Annotated in this window: 22 protein-coding genes; 13 read left to right on the top strand and 9 right to left on the bottom strand. The window is 71.5% G+C overall.

What is annotated here, in order from left to right:
- Nucleotides 1-183 precede the first annotated feature (183 nt).
- Entirely contained in the window at nt 184-399 is a 216-nt protein-coding gene (locus ACFHVL_RS22475) for a biotin/lipoyl-binding carrier protein (RefSeq protein WP_416630402.1), read from the top strand.
- A gap of 9 nt (nt 400-408) precedes the next feature.
- Here ACFHVL_RS22475 and ACFHVL_RS22470 read toward each other — a convergent pair whose 3' ends face one another.
- Nucleotides 409-2,148 carry a tetratricopeptide repeat protein gene (locus ACFHVL_RS22470; RefSeq protein WP_416630406.1) on the bottom strand — a complete coding sequence of 580 codons (1,740 nt, stop codon included), beginning with the start codon at nt 2,146-2,148 and terminating at the stop codon, nt 409-411.
- A 287-nt stretch (nt 2,149-2,435) separates the two neighbouring features.
- Here ACFHVL_RS22470 and ACFHVL_RS22465 point away from each other — a divergent pair, with 287 nt between their 5' ends.
- The 6 genes from ACFHVL_RS22465 (at nt 2,436) to ACFHVL_RS22440 (ending at nt 8,922) form a co-directional block, all read left to right on the top strand.
- The gene (locus ACFHVL_RS22465; protein WP_416630405.1) at nt 2,436-3,491 is read left to right on the top strand and encodes an SIS domain-containing protein; all 1,056 of its coding nucleotides are present in this window, start codon (nt 2,436-2,438) and stop codon (nt 3,489-3,491) included.
- A 72-nt stretch (nt 3,492-3,563) separates the two neighbouring features.
- Complete coding sequence (locus tag ACFHVL_RS22460) at nt 3,564-5,165, top strand: histidine kinase N-terminal domain-containing protein (RefSeq protein ID WP_416630401.1); 1,602 nt, start codon at nt 3,564-3,566, stop codon at nt 5,163-5,165.
- Between the two features lie 364 nt (nt 5,166-5,529).
- Nucleotides 5,530-7,221, top strand: a complete 1,692-nt coding sequence (locus ACFHVL_RS22455; RefSeq protein WP_416630400.1) for a nitrite/sulfite reductase — start codon at nt 5,530-5,532, stop codon at nt 7,219-7,221.
- Nucleotides 7,218-7,382, top strand: coding sequence for a hypothetical protein (locus ACFHVL_RS22450; RefSeq protein WP_416630399.1), 165 nt, complete (start codon nt 7,218-7,220; stop codon nt 7,380-7,382). Before ACFHVL_RS22455 ends, ACFHVL_RS22450 begins: the two co-directional genes overlap by 4 nt.
- Nucleotides 7,379-8,140, top strand: coding sequence for a phosphoadenylyl-sulfate reductase (locus ACFHVL_RS22445; RefSeq protein WP_416630398.1), 762 nt, complete (start codon nt 7,379-7,381; stop codon nt 8,138-8,140). The genes ACFHVL_RS22450 and ACFHVL_RS22445 overlap by 4 nt, the downstream gene beginning before the upstream one ends.
- On the top strand, nt 8,122-8,922 hold the full coding sequence (locus ACFHVL_RS22440; RefSeq protein WP_416630397.1) for a sirohydrochlorin chelatase: 801 nt from the start codon (nt 8,122-8,124) through the stop codon (nt 8,920-8,922). The genes ACFHVL_RS22445 and ACFHVL_RS22440 overlap by 19 nt, the downstream gene beginning before the upstream one ends.
- A gap of 138 nt (nt 8,923-9,060) precedes the next feature.
- On the opposite strand, the gene ACFHVL_RS22435 is transcribed toward ACFHVL_RS22440, so the two are convergent.
- Together ACFHVL_RS22435 and ACFHVL_RS22430 are read right to left on the bottom strand one after the other, a co-directional pair.
- Entirely contained in the window at nt 9,061-9,318 is a 258-nt protein-coding gene (locus ACFHVL_RS22435) for a WhiB family transcriptional regulator (protein ID WP_326555348.1), read from the bottom strand.
- A gap of 423 nt (nt 9,319-9,741) precedes the next feature.
- On the bottom strand, nt 9,742-10,692 hold the full coding sequence (locus ACFHVL_RS22430) for a diacylglycerol/lipid kinase family protein (protein ID WP_416630396.1): 951 nt from the start codon (nt 10,690-10,692) through the stop codon (nt 9,742-9,744).
- Nucleotides 10,693-10,734: 42 nt separating this feature from the next.
- Between ACFHVL_RS22430 and ACFHVL_RS22425 the strand changes: the two genes are divergently transcribed.
- Nucleotides 10,735-11,133 carry a hypothetical protein gene (locus ACFHVL_RS22425; RefSeq protein ID WP_416630395.1) on the top strand — a complete coding sequence of 133 codons (399 nt, stop codon included), beginning with the start codon at nt 10,735-10,737 and terminating at the stop codon, nt 11,131-11,133.
- Nucleotides 11,134-11,182: 49 nt separating this feature from the next.
- Here ACFHVL_RS22425 and ACFHVL_RS22420 read toward each other — a convergent pair whose 3' ends face one another.
- Both ACFHVL_RS22420 and sodN read right to left on the bottom strand, forming a co-directional pair.
- A complete protein-coding gene (locus tag ACFHVL_RS22420) occupies nt 11,183-11,596 on the bottom strand; it encodes an ATP-binding protein (protein ID WP_416630394.1) in 414 nt (137 codons plus the stop codon).
- A gap of 174 nt (nt 11,597-11,770) precedes the next feature.
- Complete coding sequence (gene sodN / locus ACFHVL_RS22415; protein WP_416630393.1) at nt 11,771-12,178, bottom strand: superoxide dismutase, Ni; 408 nt, start codon at nt 12,176-12,178, stop codon at nt 11,771-11,773.
- Between the two features lie 116 nt (nt 12,179-12,294).
- Here sodN and ACFHVL_RS22410 point away from each other — a divergent pair, with 116 nt between their 5' ends.
- Together ACFHVL_RS22410 and ACFHVL_RS22405 are read left to right on the top strand one after the other, a co-directional pair.
- Complete coding sequence (locus tag ACFHVL_RS22410) at nt 12,295-12,624, top strand: S26 family signal peptidase (RefSeq protein WP_416630392.1); 330 nt, start codon at nt 12,295-12,297, stop codon at nt 12,622-12,624.
- Between the two features lie 127 nt (nt 12,625-12,751).
- A complete protein-coding gene (locus ACFHVL_RS22405) occupies nt 12,752-13,918 on the top strand; it encodes an NAD(P)-dependent malic enzyme (protein ID WP_416630391.1) in 1,167 nt (388 codons plus the stop codon).
- A gap of 85 nt (nt 13,919-14,003) precedes the next feature.
- Here the strand turns inward: ACFHVL_RS22405 and ACFHVL_RS22400 are convergent, their stop codons facing one another.
- Entirely contained in the window at nt 14,004-14,924 is a 921-nt protein-coding gene (locus tag ACFHVL_RS22400) for a hypothetical protein (RefSeq protein ID WP_416630390.1), read from the bottom strand.
- An 82-nt stretch (nt 14,925-15,006) separates the two neighbouring features.
- Between ACFHVL_RS22400 and ACFHVL_RS22395 the strand changes: the two genes are divergently transcribed.
- Nucleotides 15,007-15,291 (top strand): DUF1707 SHOCT-like domain-containing protein, encoded by a 285-nt coding sequence (locus ACFHVL_RS22395; RefSeq protein WP_416630389.1) that lies wholly within the window; start codon nt 15,007-15,009, stop codon nt 15,289-15,291.
- Nucleotides 15,292-15,388: 97 nt separating this feature from the next.
- A complete protein-coding gene (locus tag ACFHVL_RS22390; protein WP_416630388.1) occupies nt 15,389-16,342 on the top strand; it encodes a zinc-binding dehydrogenase in 954 nt (317 codons plus the stop codon).
- Between the two features lie 26 nt (nt 16,343-16,368).
- Here the strand turns inward: ACFHVL_RS22390 and ACFHVL_RS22385 are convergent, their stop codons facing one another.
- Complete coding sequence (locus tag ACFHVL_RS22385) at nt 16,369-17,286, bottom strand: alpha/beta hydrolase family protein (RefSeq protein WP_416630387.1); 918 nt, start codon at nt 17,284-17,286, stop codon at nt 16,369-16,371.
- Nucleotides 17,287-17,379: 93 nt separating this feature from the next.
- On the opposite strand from ACFHVL_RS22385, the gene ACFHVL_RS22380 reads away from it, so the two are divergent.
- On the top strand, nt 17,380-17,544 hold the full coding sequence (locus ACFHVL_RS22380; protein ID WP_416630386.1) for a hypothetical protein: 165 nt from the start codon (nt 17,380-17,382) through the stop codon (nt 17,542-17,544).
- 48 nt (nt 17,545-17,592) lie between these two features.
- Here ACFHVL_RS22380 and ACFHVL_RS22375 read toward each other — a convergent pair whose 3' ends face one another.
- Both ACFHVL_RS22375 and pta read right to left on the bottom strand, forming a co-directional pair.
- Nucleotides 17,593-18,717 carry an acetate/propionate family kinase gene (locus ACFHVL_RS22375; protein ID WP_416630385.1) on the bottom strand — a complete coding sequence of 375 codons (1,125 nt, stop codon included), beginning with the start codon at nt 18,715-18,717 and terminating at the stop codon, nt 17,593-17,595.
- The gene (pta, locus tag ACFHVL_RS22370) at nt 18,714-20,777 is read right to left on the bottom strand and encodes a phosphate acetyltransferase (protein WP_416630384.1); all 2,064 of its coding nucleotides are present in this window, start codon (nt 20,775-20,777) and stop codon (nt 18,714-18,716) included. The genes ACFHVL_RS22375 and pta overlap by 4 nt, the downstream gene beginning before the upstream one ends.
- Between the last annotated feature and the right edge of the window lie 97 nt (nt 20,778-20,874).

The following is a 20,874-nucleotide window of genomic DNA, read 5'->3' as shown; positions in this document are numbered from 1 at the left end:
CACAACATGATCTTGGATGCCCTCTCCTCATGCCCGGACATCGACCCCTGACTTCGGAACTACTCGTCTAGGTTCGATACCGTTCACATGTCGGGAACGGCGTCGGGACGCCAGATCCGGCGTCAGCCGGGGTGCCAGACAGCAGGCCCGGCGGCGGCCGGCGGACGTAAGGAGGGCCGGTAGATGGCCGAGGAGATCCGGGCCGAGATGGTGGCGAACGTGTGGAAGGTGGTCGTCGCCGCTGGTGACACCGTTGCCGACGGCGACACCCTGGTGATCTTGGAATCGATGAAGATGGAGATTCCGGTGGTCGCCGAGTCCGACGGGGTGGTGCAGCAGCTCGCCGTCAACGAGGGTGACGTGATCCAGGAGGGTGACCTGATCGCCGTCATCGGGTAGCCGGGCCGGCTACCGCAACCCCAGCAGCCGGCGGATCAGACCCGGCCGGCGTTGGCGGGGAATCCGTGCCGACCGGCCGGCCACCCGCCGGGCCGCCGCCGCTGTCCGGGCGTCGAGATCCGGGGTCGCCAACGCCAGGTGGGCCAGCGACCACAGGATCGGCATGCTGCGGTGACCTGCGACGTCGACCGCGTCGGCGAACCGCTCGGCCACGACCCGGGCCACGTCCTGGCGTACCGCCGGATCCACCCACGCGGCGGTGACCAGCGCGAACACGGCGGCCTCGGCGGCCCAGTCCTCGACCCCCCATGCCACGTCGATGAGCATCCGGCGTCGCGTCGAGTCGGGCCAGGGTTCGTCGGTGCGGTGGTGCAGCATCCCCAGGCAAGCCCATGCCTGTACGCAACGCAGCCAGCCCGCCGGGTCGACCTCGGCCTCCTTCGGCGGCGGCGGCGGGTGCACCAACAGGCCGAGCAGGTCCTCCACATCGAGGGTGGCCAGGCTGACCGCGGTGTCGTACGCCGCCGGCGGGTGGTGCCAGACGGGTTGGGCCAGTTGCCGGATCCGCTCACTGGCGAGCGTCGACGGCCGGTCGACGGCCGGATCGGCCTGCCAGCCGGCGTAGTTCCACAGCTGCCGTACCGAGGTGCGCCGTGGCTGTCGGGGGTCGGGGCTGCCGGTCCGTTCCACGGTGACCGGCAGCCCGGGGAACTCGGTGCGCAGCAGCCGCATCGCGCTGGGCGGCTCGGGGTGGCGCAGTGACAGCCTGGTCGGCACCAGGCCGCGGGTGAGGGCCTGCTCGATGGTGGCGACCACGGTGCCACCCGCTGCCGGAAGCCGGGCGAGCCAGGTTCGGTCGTGGCAGCACTCAGCCAGGTCGTGGTGCTCGTGCGAGTCGTCGGGGTGGTCCCGTTGGAAGTCGGCGAGGGCGACCAGGTGGCGAAGTTCGCCGTCACGTTGGTAGCGCAGCCGGTGCGCGGTGTGCACCGCGCAGTCGAAGGTCGGGTTGCGGGCGAGAGCCTGGTCGATCCAGCCGATGGCGTCGTCGAGCCGACCGGCGTCGGCCAGGGTGCCGGCGATGTCGGCATAGATGGACAGGTCGTCGGGATCGTGTGCGCTGGCCCGGCGGAGCGCGGCGATCGCGTCGCCGGTGCGGCCGGCGCTGCGGTACGCGTACCCGAGCCACACCTCGGCCAGTTTGGACGGCTCGGCCCGAACGCCCTGAAGTGCCCAATCGAGCGCGGTGTGGACCTCGCCGAGCCGACGGGCCAGGGCAGAGCTGGCACCGAGCAGCAGTCCGTGTCCGGCGTGGGTGGCGGTGGCGTGCTCGGCCAGCCGCAGGTACGGCAGCAGCGGCGGGCGGTCGGCGGGCGGTACCGGGTCGGGCACGCTGGCGCAGATCTGCATGAGAACGATGGCGATCTGATCCGGCTCCAGCCGGTCCGGCAGGTCCGCGGCACCGACCCAGGGCACGCCCGCCCAGTCGACGGTCGGCGCGTGTCCGGTGGCGGCGGCCAGCAGTTCGAGTCCCTCGCCGGCTCGGCCTGCGGCGGCCAGCAGGTGTGCCCGGGCCACGACAGCGCCGATGAAGACGTGCTCGTCCAGCGGAAACAGCTCCAGCCCGCCGCCGCTGGCCCGGGTGGCCAGCCGGGTGAGCATCTCGTGCACCTCGGGCATGGTGGGCGCGTGCGTGATCGCGCCGGCGACGTGGTCGGCCGCGTGCCGGTAGTCACCCTCGTCGAGTGCCATCCGCGCCAGCGCCAGCTCGCCCTCGGCGGCCAGCCGCGGGTCGTGCAATCCCTCGGACACGTTCTTCCGATCCTCGTAGCGTGCTCGTCCCTCCTGGCTCCGGCAGCCTAGGGCACGGAACGCGGAACGTCCCACCCTGCGCGTTACTGCTCATTTCATTGCGTAAGGCGCTGTTAAGGTGCAAGAATGAGCATGCTTTGAGCTCCTTCATGCAAGATCATCTGGAGGTCGTCGTGTCGCAGCAGAAGTCGGGAACGGACCGGCCACAGCCGACAGCCGGCACCGGGATGGCGGCTGACATCACCGAACAACCTGCCGGCTACGCCCGGCTGCTGCAGAGCGACCACGCCGGTCCGATCGCCGAGGTCGCGGCGGCGATCGCCCGTCGCCGGCCTCGGCACGTGGTGTTCACCGCCCGGGGCACCTCGGACCACGCCGCGCTGTACGCCGCGTACCTCACCGAGATCCGCCTGGGGCTGCCCGCCGGGCTCGCCTCGCCCAGCGCGATCACCCTGTTCGGTGCCCGGCCCGATCTACGGGACGCGCTCGTCGTCGGCGTCAGCCAGAGCGGCGGCTCCCCGGACCTCGCCGAGGTGCTGCGGGTGGCCCGCGAGCAGGGGGCACTGACCGTCGCGGTGACCAACACCCCGGACTCCGCGCTCGGTACGGCCGCCGAGCTGACGGTGGACATCGCGGCCGGGCACGAACGCGCAGTCGCCGCGACCAAGACGTACACCGCGCAACTGCTCGCCCTGCTGATGCTCGTCGAAGGCGTCCGGGTCGGCGGCGACGGCGCGCTGCCGGCGGCCGAGCGGGCCGCGCTCGACGCGCTGCCGGGCCTGGCCGAGCGGGTCCTCGCCGACCCCGCCGCCACCGACCTCGCCCCCCGCTACCGATTCGCCGCACAGCTGGTCACCACCGGGCGCGGGTACGCCTACCCGACCGCGCGGGAGACCGCCCTGAAACTGATGGAGACGTCGTACCTGCCGGCGCTCGCCTTCTCCGGAGCCGACCTGCTGCACGGCCCGTTGGCGATGGCCGACCCCGACGTACCGGTGCTCGCCGTGGTCGGGTCCGGCCCCGGTGGCGCCGCCATGCGCGACGTGCTGCGCCGTCTCGGCGAGCGGCGGGCCGACGTACTCGTCATCGGTGCCGGGGCGGCACCGGCCGGCGCGGCGGCGAACCGGCCGGCCGCCGCGATCACCCTGCCCGACGTCGACGAGCGCTACGCCCCGCTGCTGGACATCCTGCCGGCCCAGCGACTCGCGTTGGCCTTGGCGGTGGCCCGTGGCGAGGACCCGGACGCCCCGCGTGGCCTGGCCAAGGTGACCGCCACCCGGTAGGCGGCTCAGGCCGGCCCGCCCGCCGAGGCGGACGCCTGTCCGGGCGCCCACCGGGCATGGCAGGCTACAAGGGTGTCCACCCTGCGTGACCTTGTCGAGGAACACACCACCCTGCAGCCGGTCGACGTCGACCACCTGCACCGGCTGGCTGGCGAGTGGCAGCTGCTGTCCGACCTGTCCTTCGCCGACCTGCTGCTCTGGGTACCGGTCGACGATCACGGCGCGTTCCTGTGCGTGGCGCAGGTCCGGCCCACCACCGCGCCGACCGCCTACCAGGACGATCAGGTCGGCCGCACCGTCGACGGTCCCGAGGTGGCGCACCTGACCATCGCGTACCGCCAGGGACGGATCTGGCGGGAGGGCGACCCGGTCTGGTACGGCAACACCCCCGCCCGGCACGAGGCGATGCCGGTCCGGCTGCGCGGCGCCGACGGGGAGACCGGGCGGATCATCGCGGTGATCGGCCGGGACACCAACCTGTCCACCGCACGCACGCCCAGCCAGCTTGAGCTCAACTACCTGACCACCGCCGACGATCTCGCCCAGATGGTCGCCGACGGCACCTTCCCGCCGGTGCGGCATCCGGGGGAGACCACCTCGGCACCCAGGGTCGGTGACGGGCTGATCCGGCTGGACGCCGGCGGCAAGACCACGTACGCCAGCCCGAACGCCCAGTCGGCGTTCCGCCGGCTCGGCTTCGCCGCCCACCTGGTCGGCGAGGACCTCGCCGCGCTGGCCCACCGGCTCGCCGACGACCCGCTTGAAGGCACCGACGCGGCGAACCGGATTCTGGCCGCGCTGCGCGGTGAGGCACCGGCCCGCAAGGAGATCGAGGCCCGTGGCGCCACGATGCTGACCCGGGCGTTGCCGCTGATGCCGGCCGGCGTGCCGATCGGGGCGCTGGTGCTGGTCCGCGACATCACCGAGGTCCGCCGCCGGGACCGGGCCTTGATCACCAAGGACGCCACCATCCGGGAGATCCACCACCGGGTGAAGAACAACCTGCAGACCGTGGCGGCGCTGCTGCGACTACAGGCCCGCCGGGTCGAGTTGCCGGCGGCCAGGGCCGCCCTGGAGGAGTCGGTACGGCGGGTCGCGTCGATCGCCTTGGTCCACGAGACGCTGGCCATGTCCGGCGACGAGTCGGTCGAGTTCGACGGCATCGTCGATCGGGTGGCCAGCGCGGCCACCGAGGTCGCGGCGACCGAGGTTCCGGTGGCGATGCGTCGCGAGGGCAGCTTCGGCGTCCTGCCCGCGGAGATTGCCACCTCGCTGGTGATGGTGCTCAACGAGCTACTGCTCAACGCGGTCGAGCACGGCTTCGCGCCAGCCGGCGAGACCGCCGGTCCGGGCGTGGCCGCCGGTCCGTCAGCCGGTGACACGGTCGATGCCGCGACTGCGGCGGCCCGGGCGGCGGCTGAGTCCACCGCCGAACCGCTGGCGACGGCCGAGGTCGTGGTGGCCGTGTACCGCTTCCGCAAGCAGCTGCACGTGACCGTGGCCGACAACGGCCAGGGACTGCCGGCGGACTTCGACGCCGACGCCGGCAGCCGGCTCGGCCTGCAGATCGTCCGGGCCCTGGCCACGGGCGAGCTGCGGGGCACCATCGAGCTGCGCAACCGGGCCGGCGGTGGTACCGAGGCGGTCCTGGTGGTTCCACTGGCCCGCAGGTGATCGGGCGGGTCGGATGAGCGGTCACCTGCCTCGGGACGGCCCGGCCACCAGAAGCAGGTGAGTCCAGCCACAGATCGCCCGTCATGTGGGATGCCGGCTACGGTGCGCTGGTCCGACCGGTACGGATGTGGCAACATCCATGTCATGACCGCTGCACTGGACCGCCGCTTCGTGGCTCGCCGCCACGTCGATTACGGCCGCGTCCGCAGCGCCATCTGTCCGGCCAGCTGAGCACGCCCGACCCTTTTTGTGTTCCGGGCGGCACTCGCGCCGGCCCCCTTCCGGCCCGGTCATCGTCGATGATGACCCAGGCGTTCCGTGCCGCTCACCGAGAGTTCATCCCGCAGACACGGAGGACGCCGCGATGGCGCGCAGCAGCACCCCGACCCGACCCGGCCGCCGGCGCGGCGAGGGGCAGTGGGCGCTAGGACACCGCGAGCCGCTCAACCCCAACGAGCGGACGAAGAAAGACGACGATCCACTCAACGTGCGGGCCCGGATCGAAAACATCTATGCACATGGCGGCTTCGCCTCCATCGACCCGGCCGACCTGCGCGGGCGGTTTCGTTGGTGGGGCCTCTACACCCAGCGCAAGGCGGGCATCGACGGCGGCCGGACCGCCGTACTGGAGCCGCACGAGCTGGAGGACGAGTTCTTCATGCTTCGGGTGCGCACCGACGGCGGCCAGCTCAACCTGGCCCAGTTGCGCACCATCGCCGACATCTCCCAGCGGTACGCCCGGGACACCGCCGACATCACCGACCGGCAGAACATCCAGCTGCACTGGATCCGGGTCGAGGACATGCCGGCCATCTGGAAGGCGCTCGAAGACGTCGGGCTGGGCACCACCGAGGCCTGCGGGGACTGCCCACGGGTCGTGCTCGGCAGCCCGGTCGCCGGTGTCGCCGCCGCAGAGCAGGTCGACCCGACCCCGGCGATCGACGAGATCGTCCGCCGGTACGTCGGCAGCAAGGAGTTCTCCAACCTGCCCCGCAAGTTCAAGTCGTCGATCTCCTGGCTCGCCGACACCCCGTACGAGGTCAACGACATCTCGTTCGTCGGCGTCGACCACCCCGACCACGGCCCGGGCTTCGACCTGTGGGTCGGCGGCGGGCTGTCGACCAACCCGATGATCGCCCAGCGCCTCGGGGCCTGGGTGCCGCTGGCCGAGGTGCCGGACGTGTGGGCCGGAGTGGTCGGCATCTTCCGCGACTACGGCTACCGCCGGCTGCGCCACCGGGCCCGGCTGAAGTTCCTGGTGGCCGACTGGGGTCCGGAGAAGTTCCGTGAGGTGCTGGAGAAGGAATACCTCGGTCGGACCCTGCTCGACGGGCCGGCCCCGGAGCTGCCGGCCAAGCCGATCGATCACATCGGCGTGCACGCCCAGGCAGACGGCCGCCGTTACGTCGGCGCCGCCCCGGTGGTCGGACGGGTCTCCGGCAGCCAGCTCACCGAGCTGGCCGCGCTGGCCGCCGAGCACGGCTCCGGCCGGGTACGGCTCACCCCGTACCAGAAGCTGCTGGTCCTGGACGTCGAGCCGGACCGGGTCGACGCGCTGGTGACCGGCCTGCGGGCGATCGGGCTGGAAGCCATGCCCTCGACGTGGCGGCGCAGCACGATGGCCTGCACCGGCATCGAGTTCTGCAAGCTCGCCATCGTGGAGACCAAACGGCGCGGCGCGGAACTGGTCGCCCGGTTGGAGCAGCGGCTGGCGTCGGCCGGGCTGGACGACGACACCGACATCTCGATCCACATCAACGGCTGCCCGAACGCCTGCGCCCGTACCCAGGTCGCCGACATCGGGCTCAAGGGCCAGCTGGTGGTCGGGTCGGACGGCCAGCAGGTAGAGGGGTACCAGATCCATCTCGGCGGTGGGCTGGGCATGGCCCAGGGGCAGACCGCCGGCTTCGGGCGCAAGGTGCGGGGTCTGAAGACCACCGCCGACGAGCTGCCCGAGTACGTCGAACGTGTGGTCCGCCATTACCTGGCCGGCCGTACCAGTGGCGAGACGTTCGCCCAGTGGGTCGTCCGGGCCGAGGAGGAGGAGTTGCGATGAGCACCGAGACGCGCGCGGCACCGCTCTACTGCCCGTACTGCGGGGAGGAGGACCTCCGCCCGCATCCCGACGCGCACACCGCCTGGGAGTGTCACGCGTGCGCCCGGGTCTTCACCGTCAAGTTCACCGGCCTGCTGGCCCGAGGGGTGGTGTCGCGATGAGTCCGGTGCTCGCCGCCGACCTGGGCCTGATCCGACTCGGTCCGGCCGCCGACCGGCCGCCGACCCGGCGGGATCCGGCCGAGCTGCGTGCGTTGGCCGAGCGGGCCGGCCGGGAGCTGGACGGGGCGCCGGCCGAGGAGATCGCCCGATGGGCGGTGGAGACCTTCGGCGACCGGTTCTGCGTCACCAGCTCGATGGCGGACGGGGTGCTGGCGCATCTGGTCTCCCGGGTCGCCCCCGGCGTCGATGTCGTCTTCCTTGACACCGGTCTGCACTTTCCGGAGACGCTGCGGGTGCGTGACCAGGTGGCGGCGTCCATGCCGGTGAACCTGCGGTCGATCCGTCCCCGGATGACCGTCGGCCAGCAGGACGGCGAACTCGGCCCCCGGTTGTTCAACCGGGCGCCGGACGAGTGCTGTGCGCTGCGCAAGGTCGAGCCGCTGGAACGGGCGCTCGGTGAGTACGACGCCTGGGCCGCCGGGCTGCGTCGGGACGAGTCGCCGACCCGGGCGAACACCCCGGTCGTCGGCTTCGACGCGCGGCGCGGTCGAGTCAAGGTCAACCCGATCGCTGCCTGGACCCAGGCGGACGTGGACGCCTACGTCTCCCGGTGGGGCGTTCCGGTGAACGAGTTGTTCAAGCAGGGCTACACCTCGATCGGTTGCTGGCCGTGCACCCGGCGGACCAGGGCCGGCGAGGACCCGCGTGCCGGCCGGTGGGCGATGTTTGAGAAGACCGAGTGCGGCCTGCACGTATGACCGGGCCGGCGGGGTGGTCCGCCGGGTCGGGCCCGACCGGGACAGGGCCGATCGTGCTGGTGGCACACGGCAGCAGGGATCCGCGGGCGGCGGCGGCGACTCGGGCGCTGGTCCGGGCGGTCGCCGCGGCCCGGCCCGGGGTCGATGTGCGGGCCGCCTACCTCGATCACGCCGGCACACGGCCCGGGGCGGTGCTGGCCGACCTGCAGTCGGCCGGGTACCCGCAGGCGACGCTGGTTCCGCTGCTGCTGACCGAGGCGTTCCACGGTCGGGTGGACATCCCGGAGGTGGTTCGCGCGGCGCGGCGCGCCGGTCTGCGTATCCCGGTGACGACGACACGGGTCCTCGGGCCGTCGGTGGGTGCTGACGCTGTCGACCCGTTGCTGCTCGCTGGGCTACGGCGCCGGTTCGCGCAGGCGGCGGCGGACTGCGACGCCGTGGTGCTGGCCGCAGCGGGGACCCGGTCCGTTCCGGCGCGGGAGACGGTGACGCTGGCCGCGACGGCCCTCGGCGGCGAGTTGGCCGTGCCCTGTGCGGTCGGGTACGCGTCGGCCGCACCGCCGACGGCCGGTGCCGCGGTCGAGATGCTGCGGGCGGCCGGTGCCCGGCGGGTCGGGGTCGCCGCCTACTTTCTGGCACCGGGCCGGCTCTACGACTCGGCGGCGGCGTCCGCCGGTCAGGCCGGCGCGGTCGCCGTGGCAGCTCCGCTTGCCGGTGCGCCGGAGGTGGCGAGGCTGGTGCTGTGCCGGGTCGACCGGGCGGCCGTGCCGGTGGCGGCCTGATCCGTCGCGACCGGTAGCCGGGCGGTGGCTGATCGGGAATGCGGCAGGCGCGCATTGGCAGGTGCGAAACTCGGCCAATGCACGGCGCCCCGGAGTTCACTCCGGGGCGCCGTACCTACGTTGTGTGGTCGAGTTGAATCAGGCAGTTTGAGCGCGCAGGACTCGTAGTCCACCGCGACGCTTGACGGCGCGCCGCTCCTCTTCGCTCATCCCGCCCCAGACGCCGGCATCCTGCCCGGACTCCAGTGCCCACTGGAGGCACTCATCGGTCACAGAGCAGCGCCGGCAGACGGCCTTGGCCTGCTCGACCTGCAGGATCGCGGGGCCGGACGTCCCGATTGGGAAGAACAGCTCCGGGTCCTCGTCGCGGCAGACAGCATGGTGACGCCAGTCCATGGCGGCAACACTCCTCATTCTGGATCGGTGTCGGTAATTGCTCTGGTCTTTCTTTATGCGCCCGTGCAGCTAAAACAACGGATTGCGTCCGTTGGATCGGCAGCGCGTGAGCAGACGTAAGTCTGTGGAACGTTGCTTCGAGCTGCCGCGTGGTGAGCGCATCCAGGCAACGTTCCGGGTGAATCGGTCCGCTTGTGAATACTTTCACGAACCCCTGCGATGTCAAGAGTAGCGCTCAGAAAAAGTCCAACTGGGTGAGGAACGTCACGACCCTTTTGTCCGTTTTCTGACGCTCACCGACACCCGGAGTGCGACAGTCAAGAGTCAATGTAGTACGGTCCGCCCTGCGCTGCAGGCATTTCAGCCACGTGTGTTCCGTGGCTACCGTCACGCTCCGCAGCCGTAACTCAGTTACGGAGAGTGTCAGAAGACGACCCTGAGGGCGCTTTGGATCGCTGTGAACCGGACTTTCAGTCGCTCGCCGAGATAGTCGCCGTCGAGTTGGAAGGCCAGCGGGCGAGTTGCGGATATCGTGAATTCGGACAAATCGTGGAGTCGGCGGATCTGGCGTCCACGGGGATCCGGCCGTCGTGCCGAAACCTGGGCCAACGTGCGGGTGGTGCTCGGCACGCGCAGCCGGCGGACCGCCATCACGTCTAGGCCCAGATCGAACGAGGCCTCGGGATTCGGGTTGATCGCCCGGTCACCGAGGTAGGTCCACGGCGCGGTGTTCTGAATCACCACCGTGGCCAGATTCTCCTCGGTCGGCTCACCGGGCCGATCCAGCCGCAGAGCGGGATGCCGCCGGTCCATCCCGATGAAGAACTCGCTCACCGTGGAACGCAGGTACAGGCCCACCGTCGACTTGCTGCCCCGCAACCTTGCCCGTTCGACCTGCCGGATCACCGCCGCGTCCAGCCCCAACCCGGCGCAGAAGGTGAAGTACCGATCGTCGGCCCGGCCCAGGCCGATCCGGCGGAACCGGCCCGTCCGCATGCCCTCCAACAGCACACTGGTCGCCTCCGGCCATTGCGGCGGCAACCCGACGGCCCGCGCGAAGACGTTGGTCGAACCGCCCGGCACCACGGCGAGCGCCGGTAGCCGGTCAGCGGCTGAGTCCGGCAGTTGGTCCAGTGCGGGTGCGGACGTCATCAGCCCGTTGACGGCCTCGTTGACCGTGCCGTCGCCGCCGAGGGTGACCACGACGTCGAACCCGTCCCGGGCGGCCTGCCGGGCCAGCGCGACGGCGTGCCCCCTTCGGCGGGTGTACTCCACCGACAGGTCGACCTGGCTGCGCAGTGCCCGGACGATCACGTCCCGGGTGCGTTCGCTGGTGGTGGTGGCCTTGGGATTGACCACCAGAAGGGCCCGCATGGGCGGCACTGTATCGCGCCGACGCGCGGGTATCGTGGCGCCGTGACCATCGACGCACCGTCCACCCCGGCGAGTTTGCGCTGGGCGGTCTGGGTGCTCGCCGGTGAAGCCGCAGCGCTGGGGGTGATCGCCGGCTACCTCGCATACCAGGACCTCACCGGCACGGTCACCGACCTGACCTCGGCATTGATCGTCACCGGCTTCGCCGCCGGGGCGGCAGTGCTGCTGGCGGTGCTGGCTCGGGCGGTGCACCGATGCCGGGCGGCGGCCCGCGCGCCGGCCATCGTCCTTGAGCTGATGCTGTTGCCGATCGGCTACTACATGACCATCGGCGGTCTGGCCTGGTTCGGCGTACCGCTGATCGGACTCGGACTGGCGACGGTGTCGCTACTGGTGATGCCGGCGTCGACCCGCGCGTTCGAGCTGGATCGGACCGGCTGAGTGGTGCGGGCGGGTGCGCGCCCGAGCGCCCGGCCGGGCCGCCGGTGGGTCAGCGACCGCCGGACCGGCGGGTCAGCAACCGGATGCTGGCCTGACCGCCGTCGGCGGTGGCCGCGGCGGACGTCGTGAGCGCGCGGAGCACCTTCCAGGCGAACGATGACTCCGGCGGCAGCTTGGCTCCGCGTACCGTCGCGACGGTGACCTCGACGGTGAGCGCGTCGTCGGTGACCGAGAACCGGCACTGCAGGTCCGCGTCGGTGGTGGCGACCGCGAGCAGCATCGCGCAGGCCTCGTCGACCGCGATCCGCAGGTCCTCGATCTCGTCCAGCGCGAAGTGCAACCGGGCGGCCAAGCCGGCCGTGGCGGTCCGAAGAACGCTCAGATAACCGCCATCGGCGGGCACAGTGAGCAGCACGACGTCGTCGTCGACCGTCGGCTCGGATTGTGTGACCAGCGAACTCATCCGGCATACCCCCGCGTGGACTCTACCGGTTGACATCGATTCCAGGTGCCATCAGTAGCGAATTGTTCCGGGTCCACGGTGACCTGTCCCGCGCCACCCGCCGACCGCAGGTGATCGGGGGTCAGCCAAGGCCGGCCCGGCCGGACCCGTGTCGGGCCGGCCGGACCGATCGCCTCAGGCCTGCTTGGTCTCCCAGAAGATCTTCGCGATCTCGTCGATCTTCTGCAGCAGCTCGTCGGCCTTGGCCGGATCGACCGACGCCTTCGTGCCGCCGCCGCCCCCGGCCAGCTTGGTGGCCTCGTTGAACAGCTGGTTGAGGTGCGGGTACTTCTCGAAGTGCGGTGCCTTGAAGTAGTCGGTCCAGAGCACCCAGAGATGGTGCTTGACCAGCTCGGAGCGCTGCTCCTTGATGATCAGTGCCCGGGTGCGGAACTCGGGATCGGTGTTCGCCTGGTACTTCTCCGCGATGGCCTTGATCGATTCGGCCTCGATCCGGGCCTGCGCCGGGTCGTAGACGCCACACGGCAGATCGCAGTGGGCGCTGACAACCGTGCGCGGAGTAAAAATGCGTGGAAGTCGCATCAGGACCCTCCGTAGGTTGGCCGACGGCACGATCGCCGGCACGCGTAAGGTGGAGGATGATCCCTCCCTGCCGACCCTATCGCGCATTCGCCTGGCTGACCGGGCGGGAGGTGTAAGTGCCATCGCCACTGTTCGCCGTGTTGGTGCGGGGTCCCTCGATGGTCCCGACGCTGCGCCCCGGCGACGCCCTGCTGGTCCGCCGGGGCGGCCGGGCGGTCCGCCCTGGCGACATGGTGGTCGCGACCTTCCGCACCCGACCCGATCTGCTGGTGGTCAAGCGGGTGGTTCGGGCGTGTGGCAGCGGATGGTGGTTGCAGGGTGACAACGAGTTCGTCGCCGACGACTCGCGCGCCTATGGGGTGGCCGACGTGCACGGACGGGTGCTGCTGCGGTACTGGCCACGGCCACGGCCGTTCGGTTACCAACGAGTTCGACCCGCCTCGTAGGAAGCCACCCTGTGTGACACTATGCTCGACACGAAATCTGGGTGACCCCCACAGCGCCTCGCCGGTCAACGCTGACCTCGCGCCGAGCCGGCGGCTTTTTCTTCGCACGACGGCTGAAGGAGTCACCATGTCTACTGTGGCAATTTCTGACCCGGTCTTCGACCTGCACCGTGGCGGCAAGATGGCGATCACGCCGACCGTCGCGCTGGCCGACCGGGACGACCTCTCCCTCGCGTACACCCCGGGCGTCGCCCGGGTCTGCGAGGCGATCGCCGCCGACCCGAGCCTGGTCGACGAGTACACCTGGGTGTCACACACCGTCGCCGTCGTCACCGACGGCACCGCGGTTCTCGGACTCGGCGACATCGGGCCGCGCGCCGCCATGCCCGTGATGGAGGGCAAGGCGGTGTTGTTCAAGCAGTTCGGCGACGTCGACGCGGTGCCGATCTGCCTCGACACCCGCGACGTCGACGCGATCGTCGCCACCGTGACCGCGCTGGCACCGTCGTTCGGCGGGATCAACCTGGAGGACATCAGCGCGCCGCGCTGCTTCGAGATCGAACGTCGGCTCGACGAGGCGTTGTCGATCCCGGTCTTCCACGACGACCAGCACGGCACCGCGATCGTGGTGCTCGCCGCCCTGCGCAACGCCGCCGCCCTGCTCGACCGCAGGCTCGGTGACCTGCGGGTGGTGGTCAGTGGCGCCGGTGCGGCCGGGGTCGCGGTGACGAAGATGCTCATCGCCGGTGGTGTCGACCCGGCGAAGACGGTGGTCTGCGACTCACGCGGGATCATCCACGGAGACCGGGCCGGGCTCACCCCGGCCAAGGCCGAACTGGCCGCGATGACGGCGGCCTGTGCCGGTGGGATCGCCGACGCGCTGGTCGGCGCCGACGTGCTGATCGGCCTGTCCGGCGGCCAGATCGAGGAGGCCGCGGTCGCCGGGATGGCGCCGGGCGGGATCATCTTCGCCCTGGCCAATCCGACACCTGAGGTGCATCCCGAGATCGCCCACCGGTACGCCGCGTTGGTAGCCACCGGCCGCAGCGACTTTCCCAATCAGATCAACAACGTGCTCGCCTTCCCGGGAGTGTTCCGGGGTGCGCTCGAGGTGGGGGCCACCCGGATCACCGAGGGGATGAAGGTGGCCGCCGCCGAGGCCATCGCCGCGGTCGTGGCCGATCTGCTGCAACCGGAGGCGTTCGTGCCGTCGGCACTCGACCCACGGGTGGCGCCGGCGGTCGCCGCCGCGGTCGCCGCCGCCGCCCGCCGCGACGGCGTCGCCCGTCGCTGACCCCGTACCACGATCGGCCCGTGCCGGCCGGCCCTGCACAGGGCCGGCCGGCCGGCGAGCGAGGTGCCGAAAGGGTGGACAGCGGTCAGCCGGCGATCAGTTGGCCGATGGAACGCAGCAGGTCGGCGTAGAAGGTGCCCTCGATCTCGCGGAAGACCCCGAACTGCGCGTCGGGGTCGCCGAAGAAGGGCCGCAGCGTCCAGGCGAGTTGGGTGCCGACGAACCCGAAGAGCAAGATCCAGATGTAGAGCAGACTCATGCTGGCCGGCCGCTGCGCCGGCGGGCCGAGCGGCTGACCGAACTGCGCCGGCGGGCGGGCGGGCAGTTGCGGCCGGTCTGCCATCGCATCCACCATCGCACCCGTCCCCACCGGTGCGGGCGCGGCCGCTGGTACGGGTGCGGGCGCGGGTGCGGCAGGTCCTGGAGCGGCAGGTCCTGGCGCGGGGGTGGGCGTGGCAGCTGGCGCGGGCACCCTGGTCGCTCGTTGCTGATGGTCGTTGAGCGCCTGCATACCGGCAACCAGGAACCGGAGGCCGACGATCGCCGAAAGCAGCAGGATCGCCACGTTGAGAAGCTTGTAGAACTGGTAGCTCTGCGCGGTGACCAGGAAGAAGAGGCTGACCGGCGCGAACGCCAGGGTCAGCGCGGCGGTCACGGTGATCGACACCAGGATCAGCGCGACCGCCTGGATCATCGACAGCCTCGCGCCGAAGACCAGGTTGAACAGGTACAGGGTGGGCAGACAGATGGCCAGCGTCGCCAGGAACAGCAACGGCAGCTTGATCAGCGAGGAGATGATCTGTTGCCAACCGTACGAGGCACCGAGCACCGCCCCGTAGATCGCCAGGCTCAGCGTGGAGCTGGTGACCAGCTGGCCGACCAGGGGGCGCAGGCCCCGCTCGTCGACGATCTGCTGCCAGATGCCGTCTCGGTCGCGCAGGATCCGTTCGATGATGAGCTGTTTCGTCGTGGGGGCGGCAGTACCACCGGCAGGAAGGGTCGACACGGCTGCACCGTACCGGCTCGCGCGGCACCGCACTGTCCCGTGCGGGTCACCACATCGATGCGGCCCCGCCTAGGCTGACAATGTGAACAGCCCCGACCTGCGTGCCTCGGACGCCGACCGAGAGCAGGTAGTGCACTGCCTGGAGCGGCACACGTCGGCAGGGCGGTTGAGCCTCGACGAGTACGCCGACCGGGTGGAGCAGGCCCTGCGCGCCCGGACCCAGGGCGAACTGGCCATGGTCCTGGCGGACCTGCCGGCCGAGCCGCGCTCGGCCGGCTCGGCCGCGCCGCACCAACTGGCGGCAGCGTTCCTGATCGCCGGGGTCGCGCTCACCGTGCTCGCCGTGCTCATAATGCTGCTGCGCTGAGGTTCACCGTGCTGCTGCGCTGAGCAGCCCGCCGGTCGCACACACCCAGCCCGCCGGTTGGACCAGCGGGGACGTCGAAGCTGCTAGCGTGCGGACCATGCGAGCAGCCTTCGCCTCGACCGCCGACGCCGCCGATCCCCTCGCCGCGCTCACCGTGGGCGAGCGACCCGAACCGGCACCACCGGCTGCCGACTGGGCGGTGGTGGAGGTCCGGGCAAGCTCGCTGAACCACCACGACATCTGGTCGCTGCGCGGGGTCGGACTGCCGGCCGACCGACTGCCGATGATCCTCGGCTGCGACGCGGCCGGCGTCGACGACGCCGGCAACGACGTCGTCGTCTACCCGGTGGTCGCCGACCCGGCGGACCCGCGCGGCATGTCGATCCTGTCCGAGCGCCACCAGGGCACCTTCGCCGACCGGGTCACCGTGCCCCGGTCGAACCTGATCCGCAAGCCCGCCGGCCTGACCTTCGCCGACGCGGCCTGCCTGCCGACCGCGTGGCTGACCGCGTACCGGATGTTGACTACCCGGGGCCGGTTGGACCAAGGCGAATCGGTACTGGTCCAGGGTGCCGGCGGGGGAGTGGCGACGGCGGCCGTCGCGATCGCCGTCGCGTTGGGCAAGCGGGTCTACGCCACCAGTCGCGACGAGGCCAAGCGGGACCGGATCGCCGCGCAGGGCGCCACCGCGCTGCCCCCGGGGTCCCGGCTACCGGAGCGTGTCGACGTGGTGATCGAGACCGTCGGCGCGGCCACCTTCGACCACTCGCTGAAGTCCGCCGCCGCTGGCGCCAGGATCGTGGTTTCCGGAGCCACCAGTGGGCATCTGCCCACCGTCGACCTGCGCCGGGTGTTCGCGATGCAGCTGGAGATCCTCGGCACCTCGATGGGCACCCTCGACGAACTGCGGGACCTGCTCGACCTGTGCCAACGGCAGGGCATCCGGCCGGTCGTCGACACCGAGTACGCCTTCGATGAGGTCCGGGACGCCTTCGCCCGGCTGCACGCCGGCCAGGCCTTCGGCAAACTCGTCCTGAACCACCAGCGTTAGCGGCCGTCCGGCCGTCCGGCCGCCGGTCAGAGCTGGTCGTCGAAGACCGCCACCCCGGCCGGCACGTCGGCGGCCAGCCGGTCCCGCGCGCCCGGGTCGCCGTACAGCGTCCAGCGCAGGAACTCGGTGCTGGTGTCGAGCACGATGTCGTACGCGGCGTTGCCGGGCCGCAGCAGCGACTGCCCGTGGTCGCCGTCGGGCAGGCTGAGCATCGCCTTCGGCCAGGGCACCCGGTCGTACGCCGCCTTGCCCGACGCGTACGACACCACTTCGTCCAGCTCGCCGTGGATGAACAGTTGCGGGGCGGCGGCGCCGCTGAACGCCGTACCCACACCGATCGCGCTGCCGGCCAGCACGACGCCGGCGTCCAGCCGTTCGTCACGGGCCACGGTGAACATTCCCACGGTGGTGATGCCGCCGGCCGAGTGCCCGGCGGCGGCTACCCGTTCGACGTCGAGGCGTCCCGCGAACTCGTCGCCGTCGAGTTCGTCGAGGGCGAGCAGTTCGTCCAGCACGTACGAGGCGTCCGCTGGTTGGTTCAGCACATCCAGCGCGTTGCCGCCGGACCCCTCGCTGGTGAACGGGTAGGTGGGGGCGGCGACGACGAAACCGGCCGCGGCCCACTCGGTCAGCACCGCCCGGTAGTCCGCCGGCTCGCCGCCGAGTCCGTGGCTGAACAGCACCACCGGGAACGGCCCGTCGCTGTCGACCGGATACCAGACGCTGACCGGTAGCGGTCGGTCGCCGCGCGCGAGGTCGAGGGTGCGCGTGTCGACGTCGAGGCGCTCGGTCGGTGCCGGTCGCCCCGGCGTCGGCGTGGGTTCGACCGAAGCGGGCGCGTCGAACACCGGTGCCCGGTCCGGGGCGGTGCCGCAACCGGTCACGAGCCCGGTGAACAGACCGACGCTGAGCAGGCCGGCTACCGCCGGACGGGAGACACGCATTGGACGATTGTTACCAGGTGACCAGCCGGTCGACCAACGGCACGGGGCGACTGGTCGTGGCAGGGCGTGACCGACTTCGCTAGGGTCGTCGTCATGTCTGACGAGTACGCCGATCCGAGCGGCAACACCGAGGCGTTCCGCGCCTTCCAAGCTACCCCGGCGCCGGTCGCCGAGCAGCCGTCCCGACTGCCGTTGATCATCGGTGTCGCGGTCGCGGTCGCGGTCGTCATCGCGATCGCCGTCTGGCTGCTGGTCTAGCGCCGTCGACACCACTCCCCGGCGTCGGCTGATCCGCTACCCACCGCATCAGCAGCCCAGCACCGCCCGGGTCTGGTCGGCGATTTCGTACTCTTCGGCGGTGGGGACCACCCACACCTGGACGGGCGAGTCGCCCGGGGAGATTCGCCGTTCGCCGTGGCCGCTGTCGTTGCGGCCCGGGTCGACGGCGATGCCGAGACCGTCGAGCCCGGCCAGGGCGGCGGCCCGCACCTGGGCGGCGTTCTCGCCGACCCCGGCGGTGAACGTGATCGCGTCGACCCGACCCAGCAGCGCGTAGTAGCCGCCGACGTAGAACCTGATCCGGGCGCAGTACACGTCGAAGGCAAGCCGGGCCGCCGGGTCGCCGGCGTCCCGGCGGCGCAGCACCTCGCGCATGTCGCCGGCACCGGCCAGCCCGACCAGGCCGCTGCGCTGGTTGAGCAGCCGGTCGACGTCGGCGCTCGACCAGCCGGCGACCCGCTCCAGGTGGAAGACGACCGCCGGGTCCAGGTCGCCGCTGCGGGTCCCCATCACCAGGCCCTCCAGCGGGGACAGGCCCATCGAGGTGGCGACACTGCGCCCACCGGCCACCGCGCAGGCGCTCGCGCCGTTGCCCAGGTGCAGGGTGATCACGTCGACGTCGGCCGGGGACCGGCCGAGCACGGCGGCGGTCCGCCGGGACACGTACGCGTGTGAGGTGCCGTGGAAGCCGTAGCGGCGGACGCCGTACCGCTGCGCGGTGTCGGCGTCGATGGCGTAGCTGGCCTGCTCCGGCGGCAGCGTCCGGTGGAAGGCGGTGTCGAAGACCGCCACCTGTGGCACGTCCGGCAGCAGCCGGCGGGCCTGGGCGATGCCGGTCAGGTTGGCCGGATTGTGCAGCGGGGCGAGCGGCACCAGCCGTTCGATCTCGTCGACCACCTGATCGGTGACCAGGGTCGGCTCGGCGAAGCGGACGCCGCCGTGCACCACCCGGTGCCCGACCCCGGCGAGCCCGGTCAGGTCGACCCGCTCGGCCATCGACCGCAGCGCCGCAGCGTGGTCTCCCGGCCCGCCGTCAGGCTCACCGATCCGCTCGACGACGCCCTTGTCGACCACCTGTTCGCCGTCGAAGAGCTGGTACTTCAGCGACGACGAGCCGCAGTTGAGAACCAGGATCCGCGCCGTGCCGGTCACTGCGCCGCCGCCTGGATCGCGGTGATCGCCACGGTGTTGACGATATCGGGCACGGTCGCGCCCCGGGACAGATCGTTGACCGGGCTGCGCAGGCCCTGCATGACCGGGCCGACCGCGACCGCGCCCGCGGAACGCTGCACCGCCTTGTAGGTGTTGTTGCCGGTGTTCAGGTCGGGGAAGACGAAGACGGTGGCCCGCCCGGCCACCGCGCTGCCGGGCAGTTTGGCGGCGGCCACCGTCGGGTCGATCGCGGCGTCGTACTGGATCGGCCCCTCGACCAGCAGATCGGGCCGGCGTCGGCGGACCAGGTCGGTGGCGGCCGCCACCTTGCGGACGTCGTCGCCGCTGCCGGAGGTGCCGGTGGAGTAGGACAGCATCGCCACCCGGGGCTCGATGCCGAACTGGGCGGCGGTCTGCGCCGAACTGACCGCGATGTCGGCCAACTGTTCGGCGTCCGGGTCGGGGTTGACGGCGCAGTCGCCGTAGACGAGCACCCGGTCGGCGAGCAGCATGAAGAACACGCTGGAGGCGACGGAGACGCCCGGCACCGTCTTGACGATCTCGAAGGCCGGGCGGATCGTCGCGGCGGTGGTGTGGGTGGCACCGGAGACCATGCCGTCGACGTGCCCGGCGTGCACCATCATCGTGCCGAAGTAGTTGACGTCGCCGATCACGTCGAGCGCCAGGTCCAGGGTGACTCCCTTGTGCTGGCGCAGCTTCGCGTACGTGGCGGCGAAGTCGTCGCGCCATGGGCTGGTGGCCGGGTCGACGAGCCGGGCGCCGTCGATCTGCACACCGAGTTCCCGGGCCCGCCGGGCGATGTCGTCGGCGTCGCCGAGCAGGGTCAGCTCGGCGACGCCGCGCCGGAGCAGGATCTCGGTGGCCCGCAGGATCCGTTCGTCGGTACCCTCCGGCAGCACCAGCCGCCGCCGGTCGGCGCGGGCCCGGTCGATCAGCGCGTACTCGAACATCATCGGGGTGACCCGCGCGGATCTGGTGACGTCGAGCCGGCGGGCCAGCTCGACGGTGTCGACGCTGGACTCGAAGGCGCCGAGCGCCGCCTCCACCTTGCGCGGATTGTCCGGGCTGGGCCGGCCAGCGATGCGCCCGGCGGCGGAGACCGCGTGGAAGCTGTCCGCCGGCACCGACAGCACCGCCAGGTTGCTGCCGAGCAGCTGCACCAGGCGCATCGCCCGCGGGTCCGGCTGCTCGCCGAGGGTCAGCGCGATCCCGGCGAGGGAGACCAGCCCGGCGGTGTGCGCGGCGCTGACCGCGACCAGCAGGTCCGCCCGGTCGCCGGGGGTGATCACCAGGGCGCCGTCGACGAGGTGGTCCAGCAGCACCGGCACGTGCGCCGCTCCGACCACGAAGTCGAGTACGTCCCGGTTGAGCGCGGTGTCGTCTCCGGCGAGCACGCCGGCGTCGAGGGCGTCGGCGACCTCGGCGACGGTTGGCGCCGACACCGCGGGGATCTCCGGGATCAGGTAGACCGGCACCGGCAGCTCCGGCGCGACGACCTCGGTGGTCACCCGGTTCGCCAGCACCGCCAGCACCGTCGTGCCCAGCTCCGTCAACGAGTGGTACGCGCTGCGGACCGCACCGGCGACCTCGGTGGCGTCGCGGTGGACGCCGTCGACGACGGCGACCACGACGCTGCCGAACTCGTTGGCGAGCCGGGCGTTGAACGCCAGCTCACGGGGGAGGCCGCCGTTGTCGGCGGCGTCGTCGAAGTCGCTGCCGATGACCAGCACCGCCGGGCAGCTTCGCTCCAGCTCCCGGTAGCGGCCGACGATCCGGGAGATCAGCTCCTCCCGGCGGCCGTCGGCGACCAGCTCGGCGGCCTGTGCGTAGCTGGCACCGTAGAGCTGGTCGTCCGGCAGGTCGATGCGGTAGCGCCCGCGCAGCAGGGTCAGCGTCGCGTCCGGGCCGTCCCCGGCGACCAGCGGCCGGAACACCCCGATCCGTTCGACCCGACGGGACAGCAGCTCGGCCAGGCCGAGCGCGACGGTGGACTTGCCGCCACCGGGGCCGAGACCGGCCACATAGACACTTCGCGCCACCGCCTCAACGTACAAGGCGGAGCCGGCGAAGGTCAGGTGACCTTGGTCCCGGTCCCGGCGGGTCGGGCGTCAGATGCTGACCTGTCGGCCTCGGTCA

This window comes from Micromonospora sp. LOL_023, from assembly GCF_048060115.1.
GTDB lineage: Bacteria > Actinomycetota > Actinomycetes > Mycobacteriales > Micromonosporaceae > Micromonospora_E.
This window is presented reverse-complemented; position numbering and strand designations above follow the sequence as displayed.

Excerpts from the sequence above, each read along its gene's own strand:
- ACFHVL_RS22475 (WP_416630402.1), top strand. The coding sequence starts at position 184 with ATGGCCGAGGAGATCCGGGCCGAGATGGTGGCGAACGTGTGGAAGGTG.
- ACFHVL_RS22470 (WP_416630406.1), bottom strand. The coding sequence starts at position 2,148 with ATGGCACTCGACGAGGGTGACTACCGGCACGCGGCCGACCACGTCGCC.
- ACFHVL_RS22465 (WP_416630405.1), top strand. The coding sequence starts at position 2,436 with ATGGCGGCTGACATCACCGAACAACCTGCCGGCTACGCCCGGCTGCTG.
- ACFHVL_RS22455 (WP_416630400.1), top strand. The coding sequence starts at position 5,530 with ATGGCGCGCAGCAGCACCCCGACCCGACCCGGCCGCCGGCGCGGCGAG.
- ACFHVL_RS22450 (WP_416630399.1), top strand. The coding sequence starts at position 7,218 with ATGAGCACCGAGACGCGCGCGGCACCGCTCTACTGCCCGTACTGCGGG.
- ACFHVL_RS22445 (WP_416630398.1), top strand. The coding sequence starts at position 7,379 with ATGAGTCCGGTGCTCGCCGCCGACCTGGGCCTGATCCGACTCGGTCCG.
- ACFHVL_RS22435 (WP_326555348.1), bottom strand. The coding sequence starts at position 9,318 with ATGGACTGGCGTCACCATGCTGTCTGCCGCGACGAGGACCCGGAGCTG.
- ACFHVL_RS22430 (WP_416630396.1), bottom strand. The coding sequence starts at position 10,692 with ATGCGGGCCCTTCTGGTGGTCAATCCCAAGGCCACCACCACCAGCGAA.
- ACFHVL_RS22420 (WP_416630394.1), bottom strand. The coding sequence starts at position 11,596 with ATGAGTTCGCTGGTCACACAATCCGAGCCGACGGTCGACGACGACGTC.
- sodN (WP_416630393.1), bottom strand. The coding sequence starts at position 12,178 with ATGCGACTTCCACGCATTTTTACTCCGCGCACGGTTGTCAGCGCCCAC.
- ACFHVL_RS22405 (WP_416630391.1), top strand. The coding sequence starts at position 12,752 with ATGTCTACTGTGGCAATTTCTGACCCGGTCTTCGACCTGCACCGTGGC.
- ACFHVL_RS22390 (WP_416630388.1), top strand. The coding sequence starts at position 15,389 with ATGCGAGCAGCCTTCGCCTCGACCGCCGACGCCGCCGATCCCCTCGCC.
- ACFHVL_RS22385 (WP_416630387.1), bottom strand. The coding sequence starts at position 17,286 with ATGCGTGTCTCCCGTCCGGCGGTAGCCGGCCTGCTCAGCGTCGGTCTG.
- ACFHVL_RS22380 (WP_416630386.1), top strand. The coding sequence starts at position 17,380 with ATGTCTGACGAGTACGCCGATCCGAGCGGCAACACCGAGGCGTTCCGC.